This window comes from Flavisericum labens (genome assembly GCF_045446075.1).
Taxonomy (GTDB): Bacteria; Bacteroidota; Bacteroidia; order Flavobacteriales; family Flavobacteriaceae; genus Flavisericum; species Flavisericum labens.
Genome location: NZ_JBJJBQ010000009.1, coordinates 55,567 through 72,171 on the forward strand (window position 1 = coordinate 55,567; position 16,605 = coordinate 72,171).

The 16,605-nt window shown below is 36.6% G+C and carries 15 protein-coding genes; 10 read left to right on the top strand and 5 right to left on the bottom strand.

All coding sequences use genetic code 11. The features are described from left to right. The first annotated feature begins 71 nt into the window (after nt 1-71). From ACIEHO_RS13455 to ACIEHO_RS13465, 3 genes are read left to right on the top strand one after another with little or no spacing between them, the layout of a single operon-like run. Complete coding sequence (locus tag ACIEHO_RS13455; RefSeq protein ID WP_406972579.1) at nt 72-1,943, top strand: glycoside hydrolase family 13 protein; 1,872 nt, start codon at nt 72-74, stop codon at nt 1,941-1,943. Beyond that, nucleotides 1,943-3,850 carry an alpha-amylase family glycosyl hydrolase gene (locus tag ACIEHO_RS13460; protein ID WP_406972581.1) on the top strand — a complete coding sequence of 636 codons (1,908 nt, stop codon included), beginning with the start codon at nt 1,943-1,945 and terminating at the stop codon, nt 3,848-3,850. Before ACIEHO_RS13455 ends, ACIEHO_RS13460 begins: the two co-directional genes overlap by 1 nt. Nucleotide 3,851: 1 nt before the next feature. Then, nucleotides 3,852-5,510 (top strand): alpha-amylase family glycosyl hydrolase, encoded by a 1,659-nt coding sequence (locus ACIEHO_RS13465; RefSeq protein WP_406972583.1) that lies wholly within the window; start codon nt 3,852-3,854, stop codon nt 5,508-5,510. Between the two features lie 2 nt (nt 5,511-5,512). Here the strand turns inward: ACIEHO_RS13465 and ACIEHO_RS13470 are convergent, their stop codons facing one another. Next, nucleotides 5,513-6,580, bottom strand: a complete 1,068-nt coding sequence (locus ACIEHO_RS13470; protein ID WP_406972585.1) for a LacI family DNA-binding transcriptional regulator — start codon at nt 6,578-6,580, stop codon at nt 5,513-5,515. A 128-nt stretch (nt 6,581-6,708) separates the two neighbouring features. On the opposite strand from ACIEHO_RS13470, the gene ACIEHO_RS13475 reads away from it, so the two are divergent. The 5 genes from ACIEHO_RS13475 to era all read left to right on the top strand — a co-directional run bounded on the left by ACIEHO_RS13475 (nt 6,709) and on the right by era (nt 11,546). Beyond that, entirely contained in the window at nt 6,709-7,755 is a 1,047-nt protein-coding gene (locus tag ACIEHO_RS13475; protein ID WP_406972587.1) for a PfkB family carbohydrate kinase, read from the top strand. Nucleotides 7,756-7,788: 33 nt separating this feature from the next. Next, nucleotides 7,789-9,006, top strand: a complete 1,218-nt coding sequence (locus ACIEHO_RS13480) for a 6-phosphofructokinase (protein WP_406972589.1) — start codon at nt 7,789-7,791, stop codon at nt 9,004-9,006. Between the two features lie 23 nt (nt 9,007-9,029). After that, nucleotides 9,030-9,701, top strand: a complete 672-nt coding sequence (locus ACIEHO_RS13485) for a bifunctional 4-hydroxy-2-oxoglutarate aldolase/2-dehydro-3-deoxy-phosphogluconate aldolase (protein ID WP_406972591.1) — start codon at nt 9,030-9,032, stop codon at nt 9,699-9,701. A gap of 144 nt (nt 9,702-9,845) precedes the next feature. Beyond that, nucleotides 9,846-10,538 (top strand): FKBP-type peptidyl-prolyl cis-trans isomerase, encoded by a 693-nt coding sequence (locus ACIEHO_RS13490; RefSeq protein ID WP_406972593.1) that lies wholly within the window; start codon nt 9,846-9,848, stop codon nt 10,536-10,538. A gap of 126 nt (nt 10,539-10,664) precedes the next feature. Then, nucleotides 10,665-11,546 (top strand): GTPase Era, encoded by an 882-nt coding sequence (gene era, locus ACIEHO_RS13495; protein WP_406972595.1) that lies wholly within the window; start codon nt 10,665-10,667, stop codon nt 11,544-11,546. A gap of 62 nt (nt 11,547-11,608) precedes the next feature. On the opposite strand, the gene ACIEHO_RS13500 is transcribed toward era, so the two are convergent. Further along, the gene (locus tag ACIEHO_RS13500) at nt 11,609-12,106 is read right to left on the bottom strand and encodes a GTP-binding protein (protein ID WP_406972597.1); all 498 of its coding nucleotides are present in this window, start codon (nt 12,104-12,106) and stop codon (nt 11,609-11,611) included. A 168-nt stretch (nt 12,107-12,274) separates the two neighbouring features. On the opposite strand from ACIEHO_RS13500, the gene der reads away from it, so the two are divergent. Next, nucleotides 12,275-13,579, top strand: coding sequence for a ribosome biogenesis GTPase Der (der, locus tag ACIEHO_RS13505; RefSeq protein ID WP_406972599.1), 1,305 nt, complete (start codon nt 12,275-12,277; stop codon nt 13,577-13,579). A gap of 82 nt (nt 13,580-13,661) precedes the next feature. Further along, nucleotides 13,662-14,666, top strand: coding sequence for a sugar kinase (locus tag ACIEHO_RS13510; RefSeq protein ID WP_406972601.1), 1,005 nt, complete (start codon nt 13,662-13,664; stop codon nt 14,664-14,666). Nucleotides 14,667-14,719: 53 nt separating this feature from the next. Here the strand turns inward: ACIEHO_RS13510 and ACIEHO_RS13515 are convergent, their stop codons facing one another. The 3 genes from ACIEHO_RS13515 to ACIEHO_RS13525 are packed head-to-tail and all read right to left on the bottom strand — an operon-like array spanning nt 14,720 to nt 16,578. Further along, the gene (locus tag ACIEHO_RS13515) at nt 14,720-15,535 is read right to left on the bottom strand and encodes a TPM domain-containing protein (protein WP_406972603.1); all 816 of its coding nucleotides are present in this window, start codon (nt 15,533-15,535) and stop codon (nt 14,720-14,722) included. Then, on the bottom strand, nt 15,535-15,972 hold the full coding sequence (locus ACIEHO_RS13520; protein WP_406972605.1) for a TPM domain-containing protein: 438 nt from the start codon (nt 15,970-15,972) through the stop codon (nt 15,535-15,537). Before ACIEHO_RS13520 ends, ACIEHO_RS13515 begins: the two co-directional genes overlap by 1 nt. Nucleotides 15,973-15,978: 6 nt before the next feature. After that, nucleotides 15,979-16,578 carry a LemA family protein gene (locus ACIEHO_RS13525; protein WP_406972607.1) on the bottom strand — a complete coding sequence of 200 codons (600 nt, stop codon included), beginning with the start codon at nt 16,576-16,578 and terminating at the stop codon, nt 15,979-15,981. Nucleotides 16,579-16,605 lie beyond the last annotated feature (27 nt).

Here is a 16,605-nt window from a genome sequence, read left to right on the forward strand (position 1 = left end):
ATAAACATGTCATTCTAATTGTTTTGATATCTGTTTTTACTTTAAATTTATCTTGTAAAAAGGAAGACAAAATGGCAACAGATGGAGTCCAAATGAATACTTCAACCGAAAGACAGGATATTGAGCGCATTGAGCCATTAAATTGGTGGGTCGGTTTTAAAAATAGAGACCTGCAGCTATTAGTGAAACATCCAAATATTTCAGAATATAGTCCTGAAATTTCTTACGAAGGTGTTTCTTTGTTAAAAGTGAACAAAGCCGATAGCCCTAATTATTTGTTTCTTGATTTAAGCATTTCTGAAACAGCTTTTGCTGGGAAATTCAATATTGTTTTTAAGCATAAAAACAAAGAGGAACTCATTCATTCCTATGAATTGAAATCCAGAGAAAAACCCTCTGAAGATTACATAGGTTTTAATAGTAGTGATGCCATTTATTTAATTACTCCTGATAGGTTTTCCAATGGAAATCCAAATAACGATATTATTGAAACTCTTAATGAGGCAAGTATTGACAGAAACGATAACTACGCCAGGCATGGTGGCGACATTCAGGGCATAACAAACCACCTAGATTATATTGAAGATTTAGGTTTTACCGCTATTTGGCCAACCCCGCTGCTTACAAACAATATGTATCAAGGGTCTTACCATGGTTACGCAATGACCGATTTTTACCAAATAGACCCGCGATTTGGAACCATGGAAGAATACCTTGAATTGTCTTCAAAAATGGCTTCAAAAGGAATGAAACTCATCATGGATCAGGTGGCCAACCATTGTGGACTAGAGCATTGGTGGATAAAGGATTTACCATTTAAAGATTGGATAAACCACCAAGACAATTATTTGGAAAATTTAGAAAATTGGGAAGGTAGCAAAAGCATAACCACAAATCATAGGCGTACCACAAACCAAGATATTTATGCATCGAAAGTGGATAAAGATAATATGAGCGAAGGCTGGTTTGTTTCCGTAATGCCCGATATGAATCAACGGAATCCCTTCATGGCAACATATACCATTCAAAACAGTATTTGGTGGATTGAAACGGCAAAATTGGGTGGTATTCGGCAAGATACTTATCCGTATCCCGATAAACATTTCATGAGTAAATGGGCGGGTGAAATCATGAATGAATACCCAAACTTCAGTATTGTGGGCGAGGAGTGGACAACCAATCCGTTGCTAATTGCCTATTGGCAGCAAGGAAACCCGAATAGCGATGGCTATAATTCAAATTTAAAATCGCCCATGGATTTTGCCATGCAAGATATCATTGTAAGGGCTTTGAATAATGGAGAATCTTGGGACTCTGGTTTTGTTGAAATTTATAAAGGCCTTGCCAACGATTTTGCATATGTGTCTCCAAAGGATATTATGGTATTTCCAGACAACCATGATATGAGCCGTATTTTTACCCAACTTCACGGTAATATAGAAAATACCAAAATGGCATTAAGCTACATTTTAATGATGCCTAGAATTCCACAAATTTATTATGGCACCGAAATCCTGATGGAAGATTTTGATAAGCCGGGAGACCACGGTTTGGTAAGAAGTGATTTTCCTGGTGGATGGGACGACGACAAAATAAATGCCTTTACGGGTGATGGCTTGAGTGATGCCCAAAAAGGGATGCAATTCTTTCTTCGGAAAATATTGAATTACAGAAAAACAAGTCAAGCTATACATGAGGGTAAAACGGTGCATTTTGTGCCAGAAAACGGTATTTATGTTTTGTTTAGAGTTGTTAATGATGAAACTGTTGTTTTGATTTTGAATAAAAATGAAAATGAAGTGGAACTGGATTTAAGTCGTTTCGATGAGCTTCAGCTTAATGGTAAAGTCATGAGAAACGTTACTAGCAGCGCCCAGTTTAAATGGGAAGGTAATTTGGTGCTTTCAGAAAAGGGACCTGTAATTCTCACTACAAAAATCTGATGAAAAGTCGTTCTAAAATTAGCCTTGTCGACAAGAGCATGGCATTCATGCTGCTTGCTTTGTTTATAACGGTTTTCGGGTGTAAAAAAGACATAAAAGCCATTAAATCTTCGGAGTCCAATAGGGTTGAGGTTAAAAAAAAGCAAGTGGTCTATCAAGTATTTACACGTTTATTCGGAAATACAAATACCACAAACAAACCATGGGGCACTATTGAGGAAAACGGTGTTGGGAAGTTTAATGATTTTACCGATAAAGCTTTGACCGAAATAAAGAATTTAGGAGTCACGCATATTTGGTACACTGGTGTTCTTCATCATGATGTGATTACCGATTACTCAAAATATGGCATTTCAAATGATGACCCAGATGTGGTAAAAGGCCGTGCAGGCTCACCCTACGCAGTTAAGGATTATTATAACGTTAACCCAGATTTGGCAGTTTACGTTGAAAATCGTCTAGAGGAATTTGAAGCCTTGATTAACCGCACACACAATGTCGGTTTAAAAGTCATTATAGATATAGTACCAAACCATGTAGCTCGAAATTACAAGAGTATTTCTAAGCCAAAGTCCATAAAGGATTTTGGAGAAGATGATGATACTTCTTTGACTTACCAGGTTAATAATAATTTTTACTACAATCCAACCGAAGCATTCAAAGTTCCCGTTTGGGTAAACGGCTATTCACCATTAGGCGAAGAAAAGCATGTGCTCGAGGATGGAAAGTTTTATGAAAATCCTGCAAAATGGACAGGTAACGGATCTCGTCTGTCACAGCCAAAAATGGACGATTGGTACGAAACCGTTAAGATAAATTACGGTATTTCTCCTGATGGTAAAAAAGACTTTAATGAACTACCGGTTGGATTTGAGAACGAGAACTACAAAAAACATTTTGAATTTTGGCGCGATAAAACGGTTCCAGATTCGTGGGTGAAATTCCGAGATATTGCACTTTACTGGCTTGAAAAAGGAGTTGATGGTTTTCGTTACGATATGGCCGAAATGGTACCTGTTGAATTTTGGAGTTTTATGAATTCAACGATAAAAATGAAAAAGCCCGATGCTTTTTTATTGGCCGAAGTTTATAATCCATCACTATATCGCAATTATATCAAGAAAGGAAAAATGGATTATTTATACGACAAGGTTCAACTATATGATACCATTAAGCATGTCATGCAAGGCCACGGAAAAACCGATAATATCCCGGCTATTTTTGAAGATTTAAAAGATATCGAGCACCAAATGCTGCACTTTCTTGAAAATCATGATGAACAGCGTATCTCTAGTCGGGATTTTGCTAATAGTGCTGAAAAAGGCAAACCGGCCATGGTTGTTTCGGCAACATCAACAACAGCGCCCACCATGATTTATTTTGGACAGGAAGTAGGTGAAGATGGTTCAGAAGCGCCCGGTTTTGGAGATCCAACCAGAACTTCAATTTACGATTATGTTGGGGTGCCAGCGCATCAACGTTGGATCAATAACAAACAATTTGATGGCGGGCAATTAACTGAATCAGAAAAGGTTTTAAGGGACTTTTACAAAAGGTTGTTGAATTTTACCATAACTAGTTTAGCTTTAATGGGGGAATACAGAGACATTCATTTGTATAATAGAAAAAACACCGATAATTATACCGACAAAGTGTTAAGTTTTGTGCGGTGGAATGAAGATGAAAAGCTAATAATCGTTTCGAATTTTGATGATGAAGGCATTCAGGAGTTCAATTTAAAAGTTCCTAAGGCCATTGTTGAGGCTTGGGGATTATCAAATGGAGCTTACAGTATTAAAGATCAACTATACCATCAATTTTCAGAAAAATTGCTTGTGGAAAATAATATCGGAAACATTCAAATAAAGTTGAAACCCTTAGAATCGTTCATATTAAAAGTTGAATAACATGAAAAAAATCATTAGCTTTCTTTTAGTGGCTATAGCTTTTTTCAATTGTAAACAAAATGAGGAAAAAGTACTAGAAGTTAAAGAGAACATACCTTTCATTTGGGAAGGAGCAAACGTGTACTTTCTATTGACCGACCGCTTTAATAATGGTGATACATCCAATGATATCAATTTTGATAGAATCGCTGAAACAGGAAAACTTCGTGGTTTTGAGGGCGGTGATATTAAAGGGGTAACGCAAAAAATTAAGGATGGATATTTTACAAATTTAGGAATCAATGCGATTTGGATGACACCTATTGTTGAGCAAATTCATGGAGCTACAAATGAAGGCACAGGAAACACCTATGCTTTTCACGGTTATTGGACCAGCGATTGGACCAACATCGACCCGAATTTTGGAACCAGAGAAGATTTGCACGAATTAGTGGAAACAGCTCATAAGAATGGTATCCGTATTTTATTGGATGCCGTTATAAACCACACGGGGCCTGTCACTAAAATTGATCCAGTTTGGCCAAAATCATGGGTACGTACTGAGCCGCAATGTGATTATAAATCTTTTGAAAATACTGTTACATGCACGCTGGTCAATAATCTTCCAGATATAAGGACAGAAAGTGACCATGAGGTTGAATTGCCACAACAATTGGTTGAAAAATGGAAAAGGGAAGGGCGTTACGAAAAGGAAGTTGTAGAGCTGGACGCTTTCTTTAAGCGTACAAACTATATGAGAGCACCGCGATTTTATATCATGAAATGGCTTACCGATTATATTAGGGAATTTGGAATTGATGGCTATCGAGTAGATACGGTTAAACATACCGAACCCTATGTTTGGCAAGAGTTTAAAGATCAGTGTGATTTTGCTTTTGAACAATTCAAAAAGAATAATCCGGAAAAAGTATTGGACGACAGTACTTTTTATTTAGTGGGGGAAGTTTACAATTATGGTATTTCGGGAGGGAAATTTTTCGATTTTGGTGATAAAAAAGTAAACTATTTTGATGATGCTTTCAACAGTTTGATAAATTTTGAACTAAAATGGAATTCGGCTCAACAACCAATGGAGCTGATGTTTAGTAGATATGCAAATGTTTTGAATTCAGAATTAAAGGGCTACGGAATATTAAATTATTTAAGTTCGCATGATGACGGGCAACCTTTTGATGAAAACAGAGAAAAACCGTTTGAAACAGCAACCAAACTGTTGTTGTGTCCAGGTACATCACAGGTGTATTATGGAGATGAATCGGCGCGGTCTTTAGTGGTAGAAGGCACTCACGGCGATGCCACTTTGCGTTCGTTCATGAATTGGGATGCTGTTAAAAACAACCCCGAGACGAGCGCTATTTTAAACCATTGGCAAAAATTGGGTCGGTTTCGCACAAACCATCCGGCAATAGGAGCTGGGGTTCATCAAATGTTAACCCAAGAACCTTACGTTTTTTCTAGGAAGTTTTCAAAAGGTGAGTATAAAGATGTTGTGGTAGTGGGGTTAGAATTGCCCAAAGGAAACAAAGTGCTTGATGTTTCTCAAGCGTTTGCGGATGGGCAAATGCTTTACGACGCATATTCCAATTCAATTTCAACAGTAAAAGGTGGTAAAGTCGAAATTGATACACCCTATGAAATTGTATTATTGGAAAATCAATAGATTTATTTAACACTTTTAATATTCGAAGAGTCCCGTATCACCAATTCTGCGTCAAGAATGATTTTATTTAAGCTTTGCTTTATTGAAGGTTGTTTGGTGTATTCCAAAAGCCGTTTGGCCGCTTGCTTACCAATTTCTTCACTATGCTGTTTTACACTGGTAATACTTGGGGTAGCGATAGCTGTAAAAGGTTCGTCTCCAAAACCTACTAAAGCCATTTCTTGCGGCACTTTTATGTTTTGTTCTTTTAAAACTTCAAGCGCACCAAGTGCGGCATGGTCGCTAGCAACATAAACGGCATCGGGTCTATTTTTTAAATTAAGGAGTTGCCTCATTTTTTTCCGTCCGTCCTCAATATTTAAGTGGCATTCAATTAATAATTCATTATCCAAAGGTAAATTGTGCTTTTTCAGTGCATCTGTATACCCTTTAATTCTATTATTAAAAATTCTTGTGTGTCTGTAGCCACCAATATGAGCTATGCGCTTACAGCCTTGTTCAACCAAATGTTCAACAATCATATGGCTGCTATCGAAGTCGTTAATACCAATATAATCGACATTCAAATCGTTTTCACCACGGTCAAACAAAATTAAAGGAATACCTTTGGATTTTATTTTTTCGTAATAATTCAAATCAACAGTTTCATTGGCCATTGATGCTATAATGCCGTCAACTTGGGTAAAAAGTAAGGTGTCAATATTATTGCACTCTTTTTTATAGGACTCGTTAGATTGGGTCATAATGATGTTATAACCCTCTTTATTAAGCACTTCTTCTATGTTTTGAATAACCGAAGAGAAGAAGTTACTATTAGTACGTGGTACAATAACACCCACCAGGTTACTTTTTCCTTTACGAAGTGCACTTGCCAAATGGTTGGGCTGGTAGTTCAGGTTTTTGGCTACTTGCTTAACCGCTTGTTTAGTTTTTTCACTGATGCGCGAATCGTTATGCAGCGCTTTTGAGACTGCTGCAGTAGATATGTTTAGCACATTCGCAATATCTTTTATGGTAGTTTTTCTTTTGATAATTATTTTTTTTATACCTTTGCTTAATCGTTTAAGCAAATATAGTGCGATAATTTTTATAATCAAAACTTAACTGAATAAGATAACGTTGTAGATTATATGCGCTTTTTAAGGGTTTTGGTTAAACGTTTAACCAGTTATTAATTAAAACTAAACACAATTCAAAAATGAAAAAAGTAGTCACTTTTGGGGAAATTATGCTGCGTTTGGCACCTCAAGGATTTTTAAGATTCTCACAAGCTAGTAGCTTCGACGTTGTTTATGGTGGTGGTGAATCTAACGTAGCCGTTTCATTGGCTAATTATGGAGTACCAGTAGATTTTGTAACGCGTTTGCCAAAAAATGATATTGGTGAATGTGCTATGATGGAAATGAGAAAAAGAGGAGTAAATGTTGATAAAATTGTTTGGGGTGGAGACCGTTTAGGTATTTACTTTTTAGAGACAGGAGCTGTATCTAGAGGATCAAAAGTGGTTTATGACCGAGCACATTCTGCGATGTCTGAAATCAAATCAGGAATGATTGATTGGGATGCTGTTTTTGAGGGTGTTGAGTGGTTTCACTGGACAGGTATTACACCTGCAATTTCGCAAGGCTCAGCTGATGTTTGCTTAGAAGCTGTAAAAGCTGCAAGCGCAAAAGGAGTTACTATTTCAACAGATTTAAACTACCGTGCAAAATTATGGAATTACTGCGATGATGCGCACAGAGAAGCAGTAATGACTGAATTAACTTCTTACTGTGATGTTGTTTTAGGAAACGAAGAAGATGCCGAAATGCACTTTGGTATCAAACCAGAAGGTATTACCGTTCAAACTCAAGGACATGATGTTAAGGCGGAAGCTTTCTTATCTGTTTGCCAACAAATGATGGAAAAATTCCCAAGAGCTAAAAAAGTAATTACTACATTAAGAGGTTCTATTTCTGCGTCTCATAATACATGGGCTGGTGTTCTATATGATGGTAAGAAAATGTACGAAACACGTCAGTATCAAATTACCGATATTGTTGATAGAGTAGGTGGTGGTGACTCTTTTATGGGTGGATTGATCTACGGATTGCTTAAATACCCAGAAGATGATCAAAATGCACTTGATTTTGCAGTGGCGGCTTCTTGTTTGAAACACACTATAAAAGGTGATGCGAACTTGGTAACCGTGTCCGAAGTTGAAAAACTTATGGGTGGTGATGCTTCAGGTCGCGTAGCCAGATAATCTTAGAATAATTTCAAAATACGTTATTGTAAAATGGAAAAATCGATTGCGATTATGTGCGGAGGTGGTCCTGCACCAGGTATTAATACTGTAATAAGTACTGTTGCCAAAACTTTCATGAAAGACGGTTTCAAAGTTATTGGTGTGCACCATGGTTATAAAGGATTGCTCTCTGAAAATCCAGAGGTAAAAATCTTTGATTTTCATCATGCCGATCGTATTTTTAGTCGAGGTGGCTCTACTTTAATTATGAGTAGATTCAAGCCAAAAGACAGCGATTTTAAAGCAGATTTTTTTAAAAAGAACAACGTAAAACTATTGGTAACTATTGGCGGTGACGATACAGCTTCAACCGCCAATAGGTTGACCAAATATCTTCAAACTCAAGATTTAACGGTAGCTCACGTTCACGTTCCAAAAACTATCGATAACGATTTACCTTTGCCGGACAGAAACCCAACATTTGGTTTTCATACGGCGAAAGACGAAGGGGTTAGAATAGGCAATACTGTTTATGAAGATGCCAGAACCAGCGAAAATTGGTTTGTTATGTCAGCAATGGGTCGTTCAGCGGGTCATTTAGCGTTCGGAATTGCTTCTGCATGTCATTTTCAAATGATGATTATTCCGGAAATGTTCGACAAAACCAATATTACTTTTGAGAAATTGATTAATTTAATTGTTTCTTCAATTGTAAAGTGTAAAATTCAAGGTATTGAATATGGTGTAGCTTTGATAAGCGAAGGTGTTTTTCATTTTATGGATGAAGATGAAATTATAAACTCTGGAATTAGTTTCACTTATGACGACCACGGGCATCCCGAACTTGGAAATGTAAGTAAATCACATATTTTTAATTATCTTTTACAGGTTAAATTGAAAGAAATTGGGTTAACGGTGAAAACCAGACCAGTGGAATTGGGTTATGAATTAAGATGTTGTAATCCCATTGCCTTCGATTTAACATTATGTACGCTATTAGGAATTGGTGTTAAGAAGCTGTTTGATCAAGGCATATCGGGGTGTATAGTTAGTGCAAATTCAAAAGGAGATATTACACCTTTGTTTTTAAAGGATTTTGAGGATGAAAACGGAAAGATTCCTCCAAGATTGGTAGATATAAATTCAGATATGGCGCAATTGTTCTTTAATAATTTATTCTACATTCAAGAAAAAGATTATGATCAAGCTAAAAAGTATGTGCCCAATCCAGAGGCATACGACTTTAAGAAAATATTAAACTGGAATTAAAAATTTAATAACTAAGCAATAAAATGGCACAATTTTCAAGATTAGAAGTAGCACAAGCAATGAAAGACACCGGGATGATTCCTTTGTTTTTTCACGGTGATATAGAATTAAGTAAAAAAGTATTAAAAGCATGTTATGATGGTGGTGCTCGCTTAATGGAGTTTACCGCAAGGGGTGATTTTGCTCACGAAGTTTTTGGTGAATTAACAAAATATGCCATTAAAGAACTTCCAGGTATGATCATGGGCGTTGGTTCTGTTACTGACGGGGCAGCAGCTTCTCTTTATATGGCTTTGGGCGCCAACTTTATTGTAACTCCGGTTTTACGTGAAGATATCGCTATAGCATGTAATCGTAAAAAAGTACTTTGGTCTCCAGGTTGCGGAAGTTTAACCGAAATAGCTAGAGCTGAGGAAATGGGTTGCGAAATTGTAAAATTATTCCCAGGCGATTTATACGGTCCAAAATTTATTAAAGGAATTAAAGGCCCTCAACCGTGGACGAGCATTATGCCAACAGGTGGTGTGTCTCCAAACGAAGAAAATTTAAAAGGTTGGTTTGATGCCGGTGCAACATGTGTGGGCATGGGGTCTCAATTAATTTCAAAAGACATCATTGCCAATAAAGATTATGCAAAATTAGAGCAGGATGTAAAAGATGCTTTAGCCATTGTTAAAAAGGTTAGAGGGTTTTAATACTATTCCTTCTTAAAAACTTGTTAAACTTAAAACCTTCTCGGGATTCGGGAAGGTTTTCTTTTTTTTACTCACTTTAAATTTGTTACATTTGGCATCGCATAAAAATCAACCACGTAACAAACAACAAACAAAATGAAAATAATGAAATTTTTAAGTCTATTAACGTTCGTTTTACTAATGGTATCTTGCAACAAAAACGGCGTATCAAACAAACCATTAAAAACCGAGTTGGATTCTGTAAGTTATGCTATTGGAATTGATGTGGCTAACAACGTAAAAAAGAGCTTTGATGAGTTTGATAACGATTTATTCATTCAAGGTTTTTTAAATGGTTCAGATTCAACTAATCTTCAGATTGATGAAGCCAAAGCACAACAATTAGTTAGAGCATATTTCCAAAAGAAACAACAGGAAGAAATGGCCAAAAGAAAAGAAGAAGGTGAAAAAAATAAAGCTGAAGGTGAAAAATTCTTAGCAGAAAACAAGAATAAAGAAGGTGTGCAAACTACCGAAAGCGGTTTGCAATACATTGTTTTAAAAGAGGGAACAGGTGAAAAACCAACTACTTCTTCTAAAGTAAAAGTACACTATCATGGTACTTTGTTAGACGGAACAGTATTTGACAGCTCTGTTGATAGAGGTGAGCCAACGGAATTCGGTGTAACTCAAGTAATAAAAGGATGGACTGAAGGTTTACAATTAATGAATGAAGGAGCTAAATATAAGTTCTTTATTCCTCAAAATTTAGCATATGGTGCTAACCCTAGACAAGGTGGGCCAATTAAACCTTATGCAACATTAGTTTTTGATGTTGAATTATTAGAGGTTAAGTAAACGAACCTACTTCACAAAATAAAAATTAAAAGCAGAAAGTTAATCTTTCTGCTTTTTTTGTTTCTCATACTATAGGGTTCAATCATTTTCAAGTTGTAAATTTGCATCAACTTAAAAACAGCATACATGAGCCATAAAGCAGGTTTTGTAAATATTATTGGAAATCCCAATGTGGGCAAGTCCACCTTGATGAATGCCTTTGTTGGAGAAAAGCTTTCTATTATTACCTCAAAAGCGCAAACCACACGACATCGGATTTTAGGTATTGTAAACGGCGATAATTTTCAGGTTGTTCTTAGTGATACACCGGGTATTATAAAACCAGCTTATGAGTTGCAGGCATCGATGATGGATTTTGTAAAATCTGCCTTTGAAGATGCCGATGTTTTGATTTACATGGTTGAAATTGGTGAGCAGACCTTAAAGGATGAAGCATTTTTTAAAAAAATCACCAATTCTAAAATCCCGGTTTTACTGTTACTGAATAAAATCGATAAATCGAACCAAGAGCAACTGGAAACACAAGTACAGGTTTGGGCTGAGAAAGTTCCTAATGCTGAGATTTTTCCAATTTCGGCGCTTGAAGGTTTTAATGTAAAGGAAGTATTCAATCGAATAATTGATTTGCTTCCAGAATCACCGCCGTTTTATCCTAAAGACCAACTTACCGATAAGCCAGAGCGCTTTTTTATAAACGAAACCATTCGCGAAAAAATTCTTCTGCATTATAAAAAGGAAATCCCGTACGCTGTTGAGGTAGAAACAGAAGAGTTTTTTGAAGAAGAAAGAATCATTAGGGTTCGTTCGGTCATCATGGTGGAGCGAGAAACCCAAAAGGGGATTATTATTGGCCATAAAGGCAGTGCTTTAAAACGCGTTGGAGTTGAAGCTAGAAAAGATTTGGAAACATTTTTCGGAAAACAAATCCATATAGAACTTTATGTTAAGGTTAATAAAAACTGGCGTAGCAACCAAAACCAGCTTAAACGTTTTGGATATAATAACTAGAGATAAATTGTTGATTAACAAGAATTAATTAAAGTGCATTTGCCATTGCTTTATAGCAAGTTTTACTTAGTGCCTAAGACCCCATTCATAAAATCATTCAAAGCAATCATATCTTTTTTGCTCGAAGCTTTACCGATACTTCCCGCAAAGTATAAGGCTGTCCAAATAAGAACCATTAAAAACATGATGCTTAATTGCAGGGCATAGCTTTGTTTTAACGACCAGTTTGAGTATGCCCAAATGCCAAAGGCAACAAATATAACCGCTACCATAAAGTGAAGAAACAAGAATAAGGTCCACACCGTTGGGTTAGGGCCGAATAACCCATGTAACATGCAAGAATCTTCGGTTATTTCATTAATCTCCAAATGTAGTTGTGGCGACCAAAAATGTTGTTTTTCCTTCGGGTATTTTATAAAAACATGGTCATCAATTCGATTTACAATAAATTCTGACTGGGTAGTTTTAGCGCTTTCAAAATCCTTTAAAACCGCTTCATTGCTTCTGGATATTTCAAATTTAAAGCGTGGCCTTAAAACAATATCATTGGGTAATGCCATAAGATTAGTTATTGGTAAGGTAATTTACTATTTTTTATTCAATTTAATATAATTTATTCTTTGTCAAAAAAGAATTGGGCGTCAGGATATTTGCTATTTTTGCAAAAGTTTTCAGGTAGCATCTGTGTAAAGTAAAAGTCTGCCTGAAATTATTATTAAAAATTCATTATGAGCAATATCGTAGCTATAGTAGGAAGACCAAATGTTGGTAAATCAACGTTTTTTAATCGATTGATTCAACGAAGGGAGGCTATAGTTGATGCCGTAAGCGGCGTTACTAGAGATCGCCACTATGGTAAAAGTGATTGGAATGGAAAAGAGTTTTCTCTAATTGATACTGGAGGATATGTAGTTGGTAGTGAGGATGTTTTTGAAGCTGAAATCGATAAGCAGGTGGAATTGGCCATTGATGAAGCCGATGCCATTATTTTTATGGTAGATGTCGAAACTGGTGTAACCGGAATGGATGAGGACGTGGCTAAATTACTAAGAAAGGTCAAAAAACCCGTTTTTTTAGTGGTGAATAAGGTCGATAATTCCAAACGCTCTGAAGATGCAGTAGAGTTTTATTCGTTAGGATTGGGTGATTATTATACCATTGCTAGCATAAATGGTAGCGGTACAGGCGATTTATTGGATGCTTTGATTGATGTGCTTCCAGAAAAAGAGGAAGTTGAAGAGGAAGAATTGCCGCGTTTCGCCGTGGTGGGTCGACCAAATGCGGGAAAATCATCTTTCATCAATGCGCTTATAGGTGAAGATAGATATATTGTAACCGATATAGCCGGAACAACACGTGATGCCATAGATACTAAATACAACCGTTTTGGGTTTGAATTTAATTTGGTTGATACGGCAGGAATCCGTAGAAAATCTAAAGTTAAGGAAGATTTAGAATTTTACTCAGTAATGCGTAGCGTTCGAGCGATTGAACATGCAGATGTGTGCTTACTTGTATTGGATGCTAATAGAGGTTTTGACGGTCAAGTACAGAACATTTTTTGGTTGGCCGAGCGCAACCGAAAAGGTATAGTGGTTTTGGTAAATAAATGGGATTTGGTAGAGAAAGACCATAAATCTGTTAAGGAATACGAAAAGGCGATAAAAAAGCAAATGGAACCTTTTACTGATGTACCTGTAGTGTTTATTTCTGCATTGACTAAACAACGTATTTTTAAAGCCATTGAAACCGCTGTTGAGGTTTATAAAAACCGAGCTAAAAAAATAAAGACCAGTAAGCTCAATGAAGTATTACTTCCTATAATTGAAAACTACCCGCCACCTGCATACAAAGGTAAATTTGTAAAAATAAAGTACATCATGCAATTGCCAACCCCACAGCCGCAATTTGCATTTTTCTGTAACCTGCCACAGTACATCAAAGAGCCTTACAAACGCTATTTGGAAAATAAACTCCGTGAAAACTTTGGTTTCCATGGGGTACCTATTAGTGTTTATATGCGAAAGAAGTAAAGTTTTTTCGCAAAATCGTTGCTTAACTATGGGCTAATTAACTACGGATTGATTATTTTTAAATACTAAAACTAATCAACCTATGAGTCAAATTATAACCTTTGGTGAAGTGCTAATGCGCTTATCGCCTTTTGGAAACAAGAAATTTATTCAAGCCAATACTTTAGAGTTTTATTTTGGGGGCACTGAAGTCAATGTAGGATTATCTATTGCACATTTTGGAGGAAACGTAAAACATATTACGGCCATTTCAGATGATTTTATAGGTGATACGGCTATCGCATATCTCAACAAATTTGATTTAGATACCACGGCTATAGTTCGCTCCAACAGACCATTGGGCGTATATTTTCTTGAAGTGGGTGCGGTTATGCGACCTAGTTCCATTTCTTATAATCGGTCGCATTCGGCATTTTCCGGAATCCAACCACATATGGTAGACTGGGAAAAGGCACTGCGAAAAGGCAGTTGGTTTCACTGGACAGGTATTACGCCGGCGCTAACGCAAGGTGCTTTCGATACATTAAAGGAAGGATTGAAATTGGCCAAAGACAAAGGTATGCAGGTTTCGGCAGACCCCACTTATAGGAGTGGCTTATGGAAATACGGTACAGACCCTAAAGAGACGTTAACTGAATTGTTACATTGCTCTACGGTTTTTATTGGGGGTATAAATGAGATAAATGAAGTTTTAGATACTGATTATGGCTATAGTAACGAAGAGTTTATTGAAGCCAGTAAAAAACTAATGGAAGAATTCCCGACCATTAATAAAGTATTCGATAAGATAAGAACTTCTATTAACTCATCATGGCATAAAATTAGAGCGCGAATGTGGAACGGGAAAGAATTCAGGGAAACCGAGGATTTCGATATCACGCATATTGTCGATAGAATTGGTACGGGCGATGCCTTTGCAGCGGGTTTAATTTATGGCTTACAACATTACGACGATTTTAAATCCATGCAATTTGCAAGTGCCGCATGTGCATTAAAACACACCTATGTTGGTGATGTTAATTATGCTACTACGGAAGAGGTTACTAGAATTTTAGATGGAAATGTTACAGGAAGGTTTAATAGGTAGTTAATCTTAGGTTTTAAAAATTGATTTAGGAGTAAGTGTTTTATTACAGGGCTTTACCAGCTTCCTCCTGCACCGCCTCCAGAGAAACCGCCGCCGCCAAAACCACCACCGAAACCACCACCGAAGCCACCACCGGAACTTCCGCCCCAACCACTGCCACTTGAGCGACCACCGTAGCTACCACGCCCCATATTGCTTAGGATTATGGCGTCCCAAATATCAAAGCCTTTATGTCTATTTCCTCCACGTCCGCCTCCACGTTTATTTTTGGAAATGGATAAAAGAATGAAGATAAAAATGACAATGAGGATAAAAATTAACTTAGGAGGGAAAGAATTAGAATCATTAGCTTTTCGAGTTCCTTGATAAGCTCCCGTTAAAACTTCAAAAATAGCGTCAACGCCATTATTAAGCCCTTGGTAATAATTGCCCTTTTTAAATTCAGGAATAATGATATTTCGAGTAAGTTCGCCAACAATACCGGCCGTAAGCCTATCTTCGACGCCATAGCCTGGTGAAATCCAGATTTTGCGGTCATCTCTAGCTAATAAAATAAACACACCATTATCTTCTTTGGCTTGTCCGATGCCCCATTTTTGCGCCCACCGAGGCGCTAAAAGACCAATGTTTTCTCCTTTTGTAGTGCTTATAATAGCAATTACGATTTGAGTTGAAGTAGTGTCTGAATACTTGATGAGTTTATTTTCAAGGGTGTTTTTTTCAGAACTAGATAGAAGCTTAATATAATCGTAAACACTAGTCTGCTCTTCGGGTATTTTAGGTATGTCAAACTGTGCTTTTGTTATTTGTGTAAAACATAAGCAGAACAGAAAAGAAAGAAAAAATGTAGTGTTTTTAAGTTTGTGCATTAGCCTTTTGAAATTTCATCAGAGAGTTCGTTGATATCACCTTGCTCCCAAGGAAAATGTTTTTCAAGTTCTTTACCTGCTCTTAAAATGCCTTCAACAAGTCCTTGCTTAAATTCTCCAGACTTAAAGTGTGATTGCATAATGTTTTTTGTGCTGTCCCAAAAATCTACAGGAACCACTTCGTTAATTCCTCTGTCGCCATAAATCACAAAGGTTTTGTCTTCAACTGCCACATAAATAAGTACCCCATTTTGCTCCTTGGTATTGTCCATTTTTAAATAATGAAATACTTCCAAAGCACGGTTAAATGAGTCTGTTTTAGACTTTTTTTCTATGTGTACACGAATTTCACCAGAGGTGTTTAATTCAGCAGTTCTAATGGCTTCAATGATTTCTTGTTCGTCGTTTTTTGACAAGAAATCTTCTACTTGTGACATATGGTTTTAGTTAAAATCAAATTCAACATCTACAGGTTTTTCAGAGCCAGCTTCAGCATCAAAATAAGGTTTACCTTCAAAATTGAATAGACCAGCTAAGATTGAATTTGGGAATGTTTTCACATGGTTGTTGTAAGGCTTAATGGCTTCATTGAATCGTGTCCTAGCCGTTTGAATAGTATTTTCGGTACTGGTTAATTCATCTTGTAGCTTCAAGAAATTTTGATTAGCTTTTAATTCAGGATATCGTTCTACGGTTACCAACAAACTTTTTAAAGCTCCACTTAGCCCGCCTTGAACTTGATTGTATTGTGCTAATTGTTCTGGTGTAATATTGTTAGGGTCTATACTAATTGATGTTGCTTTAGCACGTGCTTCAATAACATCAGTAAGTGTTTTACGTTCAAAATCCGCAGCTCCTTTTACAGTGTTAACGAGGTTACCTATTAAATCGTTACGACGTTGATATGAAGTTTGTACATTACCCCAAGCTTCGCTTACGTTTTCGTTTAGTCTTACAGCATCGTTGTTGAATCCAACGGCCCATCTATAAATACCGAAAATTACAACAGCAATTATAATAACAGGAATTAGCCATTTTTTCATATTGAATGATTTTAGTGTTAAAGTTTT

Coding starts and splice junctions, on each gene's coding strand:
- ACIEHO_RS13515 (WP_406972603.1), bottom strand. CDS start 15,535: ATGCACAAACTTAAAAACACTACATTTTTTCTTTCTTTTCTGTTCTGC.
- ACIEHO_RS13460 (WP_406972581.1), top strand. CDS start 1,943: ATGAAAAGTCGTTCTAAAATTAGCCTTGTCGACAAGAGCATGGCATTC.
- ACIEHO_RS13455 (WP_406972579.1), top strand. CDS start 72: ATGGCAACAGATGGAGTCCAAATGAATACTTCAACCGAAAGACAGGAT.
- ACIEHO_RS13520 (WP_406972605.1), bottom strand. CDS start 15,972: ATGTCACAAGTAGAAGATTTCTTGTCAAAAAACGACGAACAAGAAATC.
- ACIEHO_RS13465 (WP_406972583.1), top strand. CDS start 3,852: ATGAAAAAAATCATTAGCTTTCTTTTAGTGGCTATAGCTTTTTTCAAT.
- ACIEHO_RS13525 (WP_406972607.1), bottom strand. CDS start 16,578: ATGAAAAAATGGCTAATTCCTGTTATTATAATTGCTGTTGTAATTTTC.
- ACIEHO_RS13480 (WP_406972589.1), top strand. CDS start 7,789: ATGGAAAAATCGATTGCGATTATGTGCGGAGGTGGTCCTGCACCAGGT.
- era (WP_406972595.1), top strand. CDS start 10,665: ATGAGCCATAAAGCAGGTTTTGTAAATATTATTGGAAATCCCAATGTG.
- ACIEHO_RS13490 (WP_406972593.1), top strand. CDS start 9,846: ATGAAATTTTTAAGTCTATTAACGTTCGTTTTACTAATGGTATCTTGC.
- der (WP_406972599.1), top strand. CDS start 12,275: ATGAGCAATATCGTAGCTATAGTAGGAAGACCAAATGTTGGTAAATCA.
- ACIEHO_RS13475 (WP_406972587.1), top strand. CDS start 6,709: ATGAAAAAAGTAGTCACTTTTGGGGAAATTATGCTGCGTTTGGCACCT.
- ACIEHO_RS13500 (WP_406972597.1), bottom strand. CDS start 12,106: ATGGCATTACCCAATGATATTGTTTTAAGGCCACGCTTTAAATTTGAA.
- ACIEHO_RS13510 (WP_406972601.1), top strand. CDS start 13,662: ATGAGTCAAATTATAACCTTTGGTGAAGTGCTAATGCGCTTATCGCCT.
- ACIEHO_RS13485 (WP_406972591.1), top strand. CDS start 9,030: ATGGCACAATTTTCAAGATTAGAAGTAGCACAAGCAATGAAAGACACC.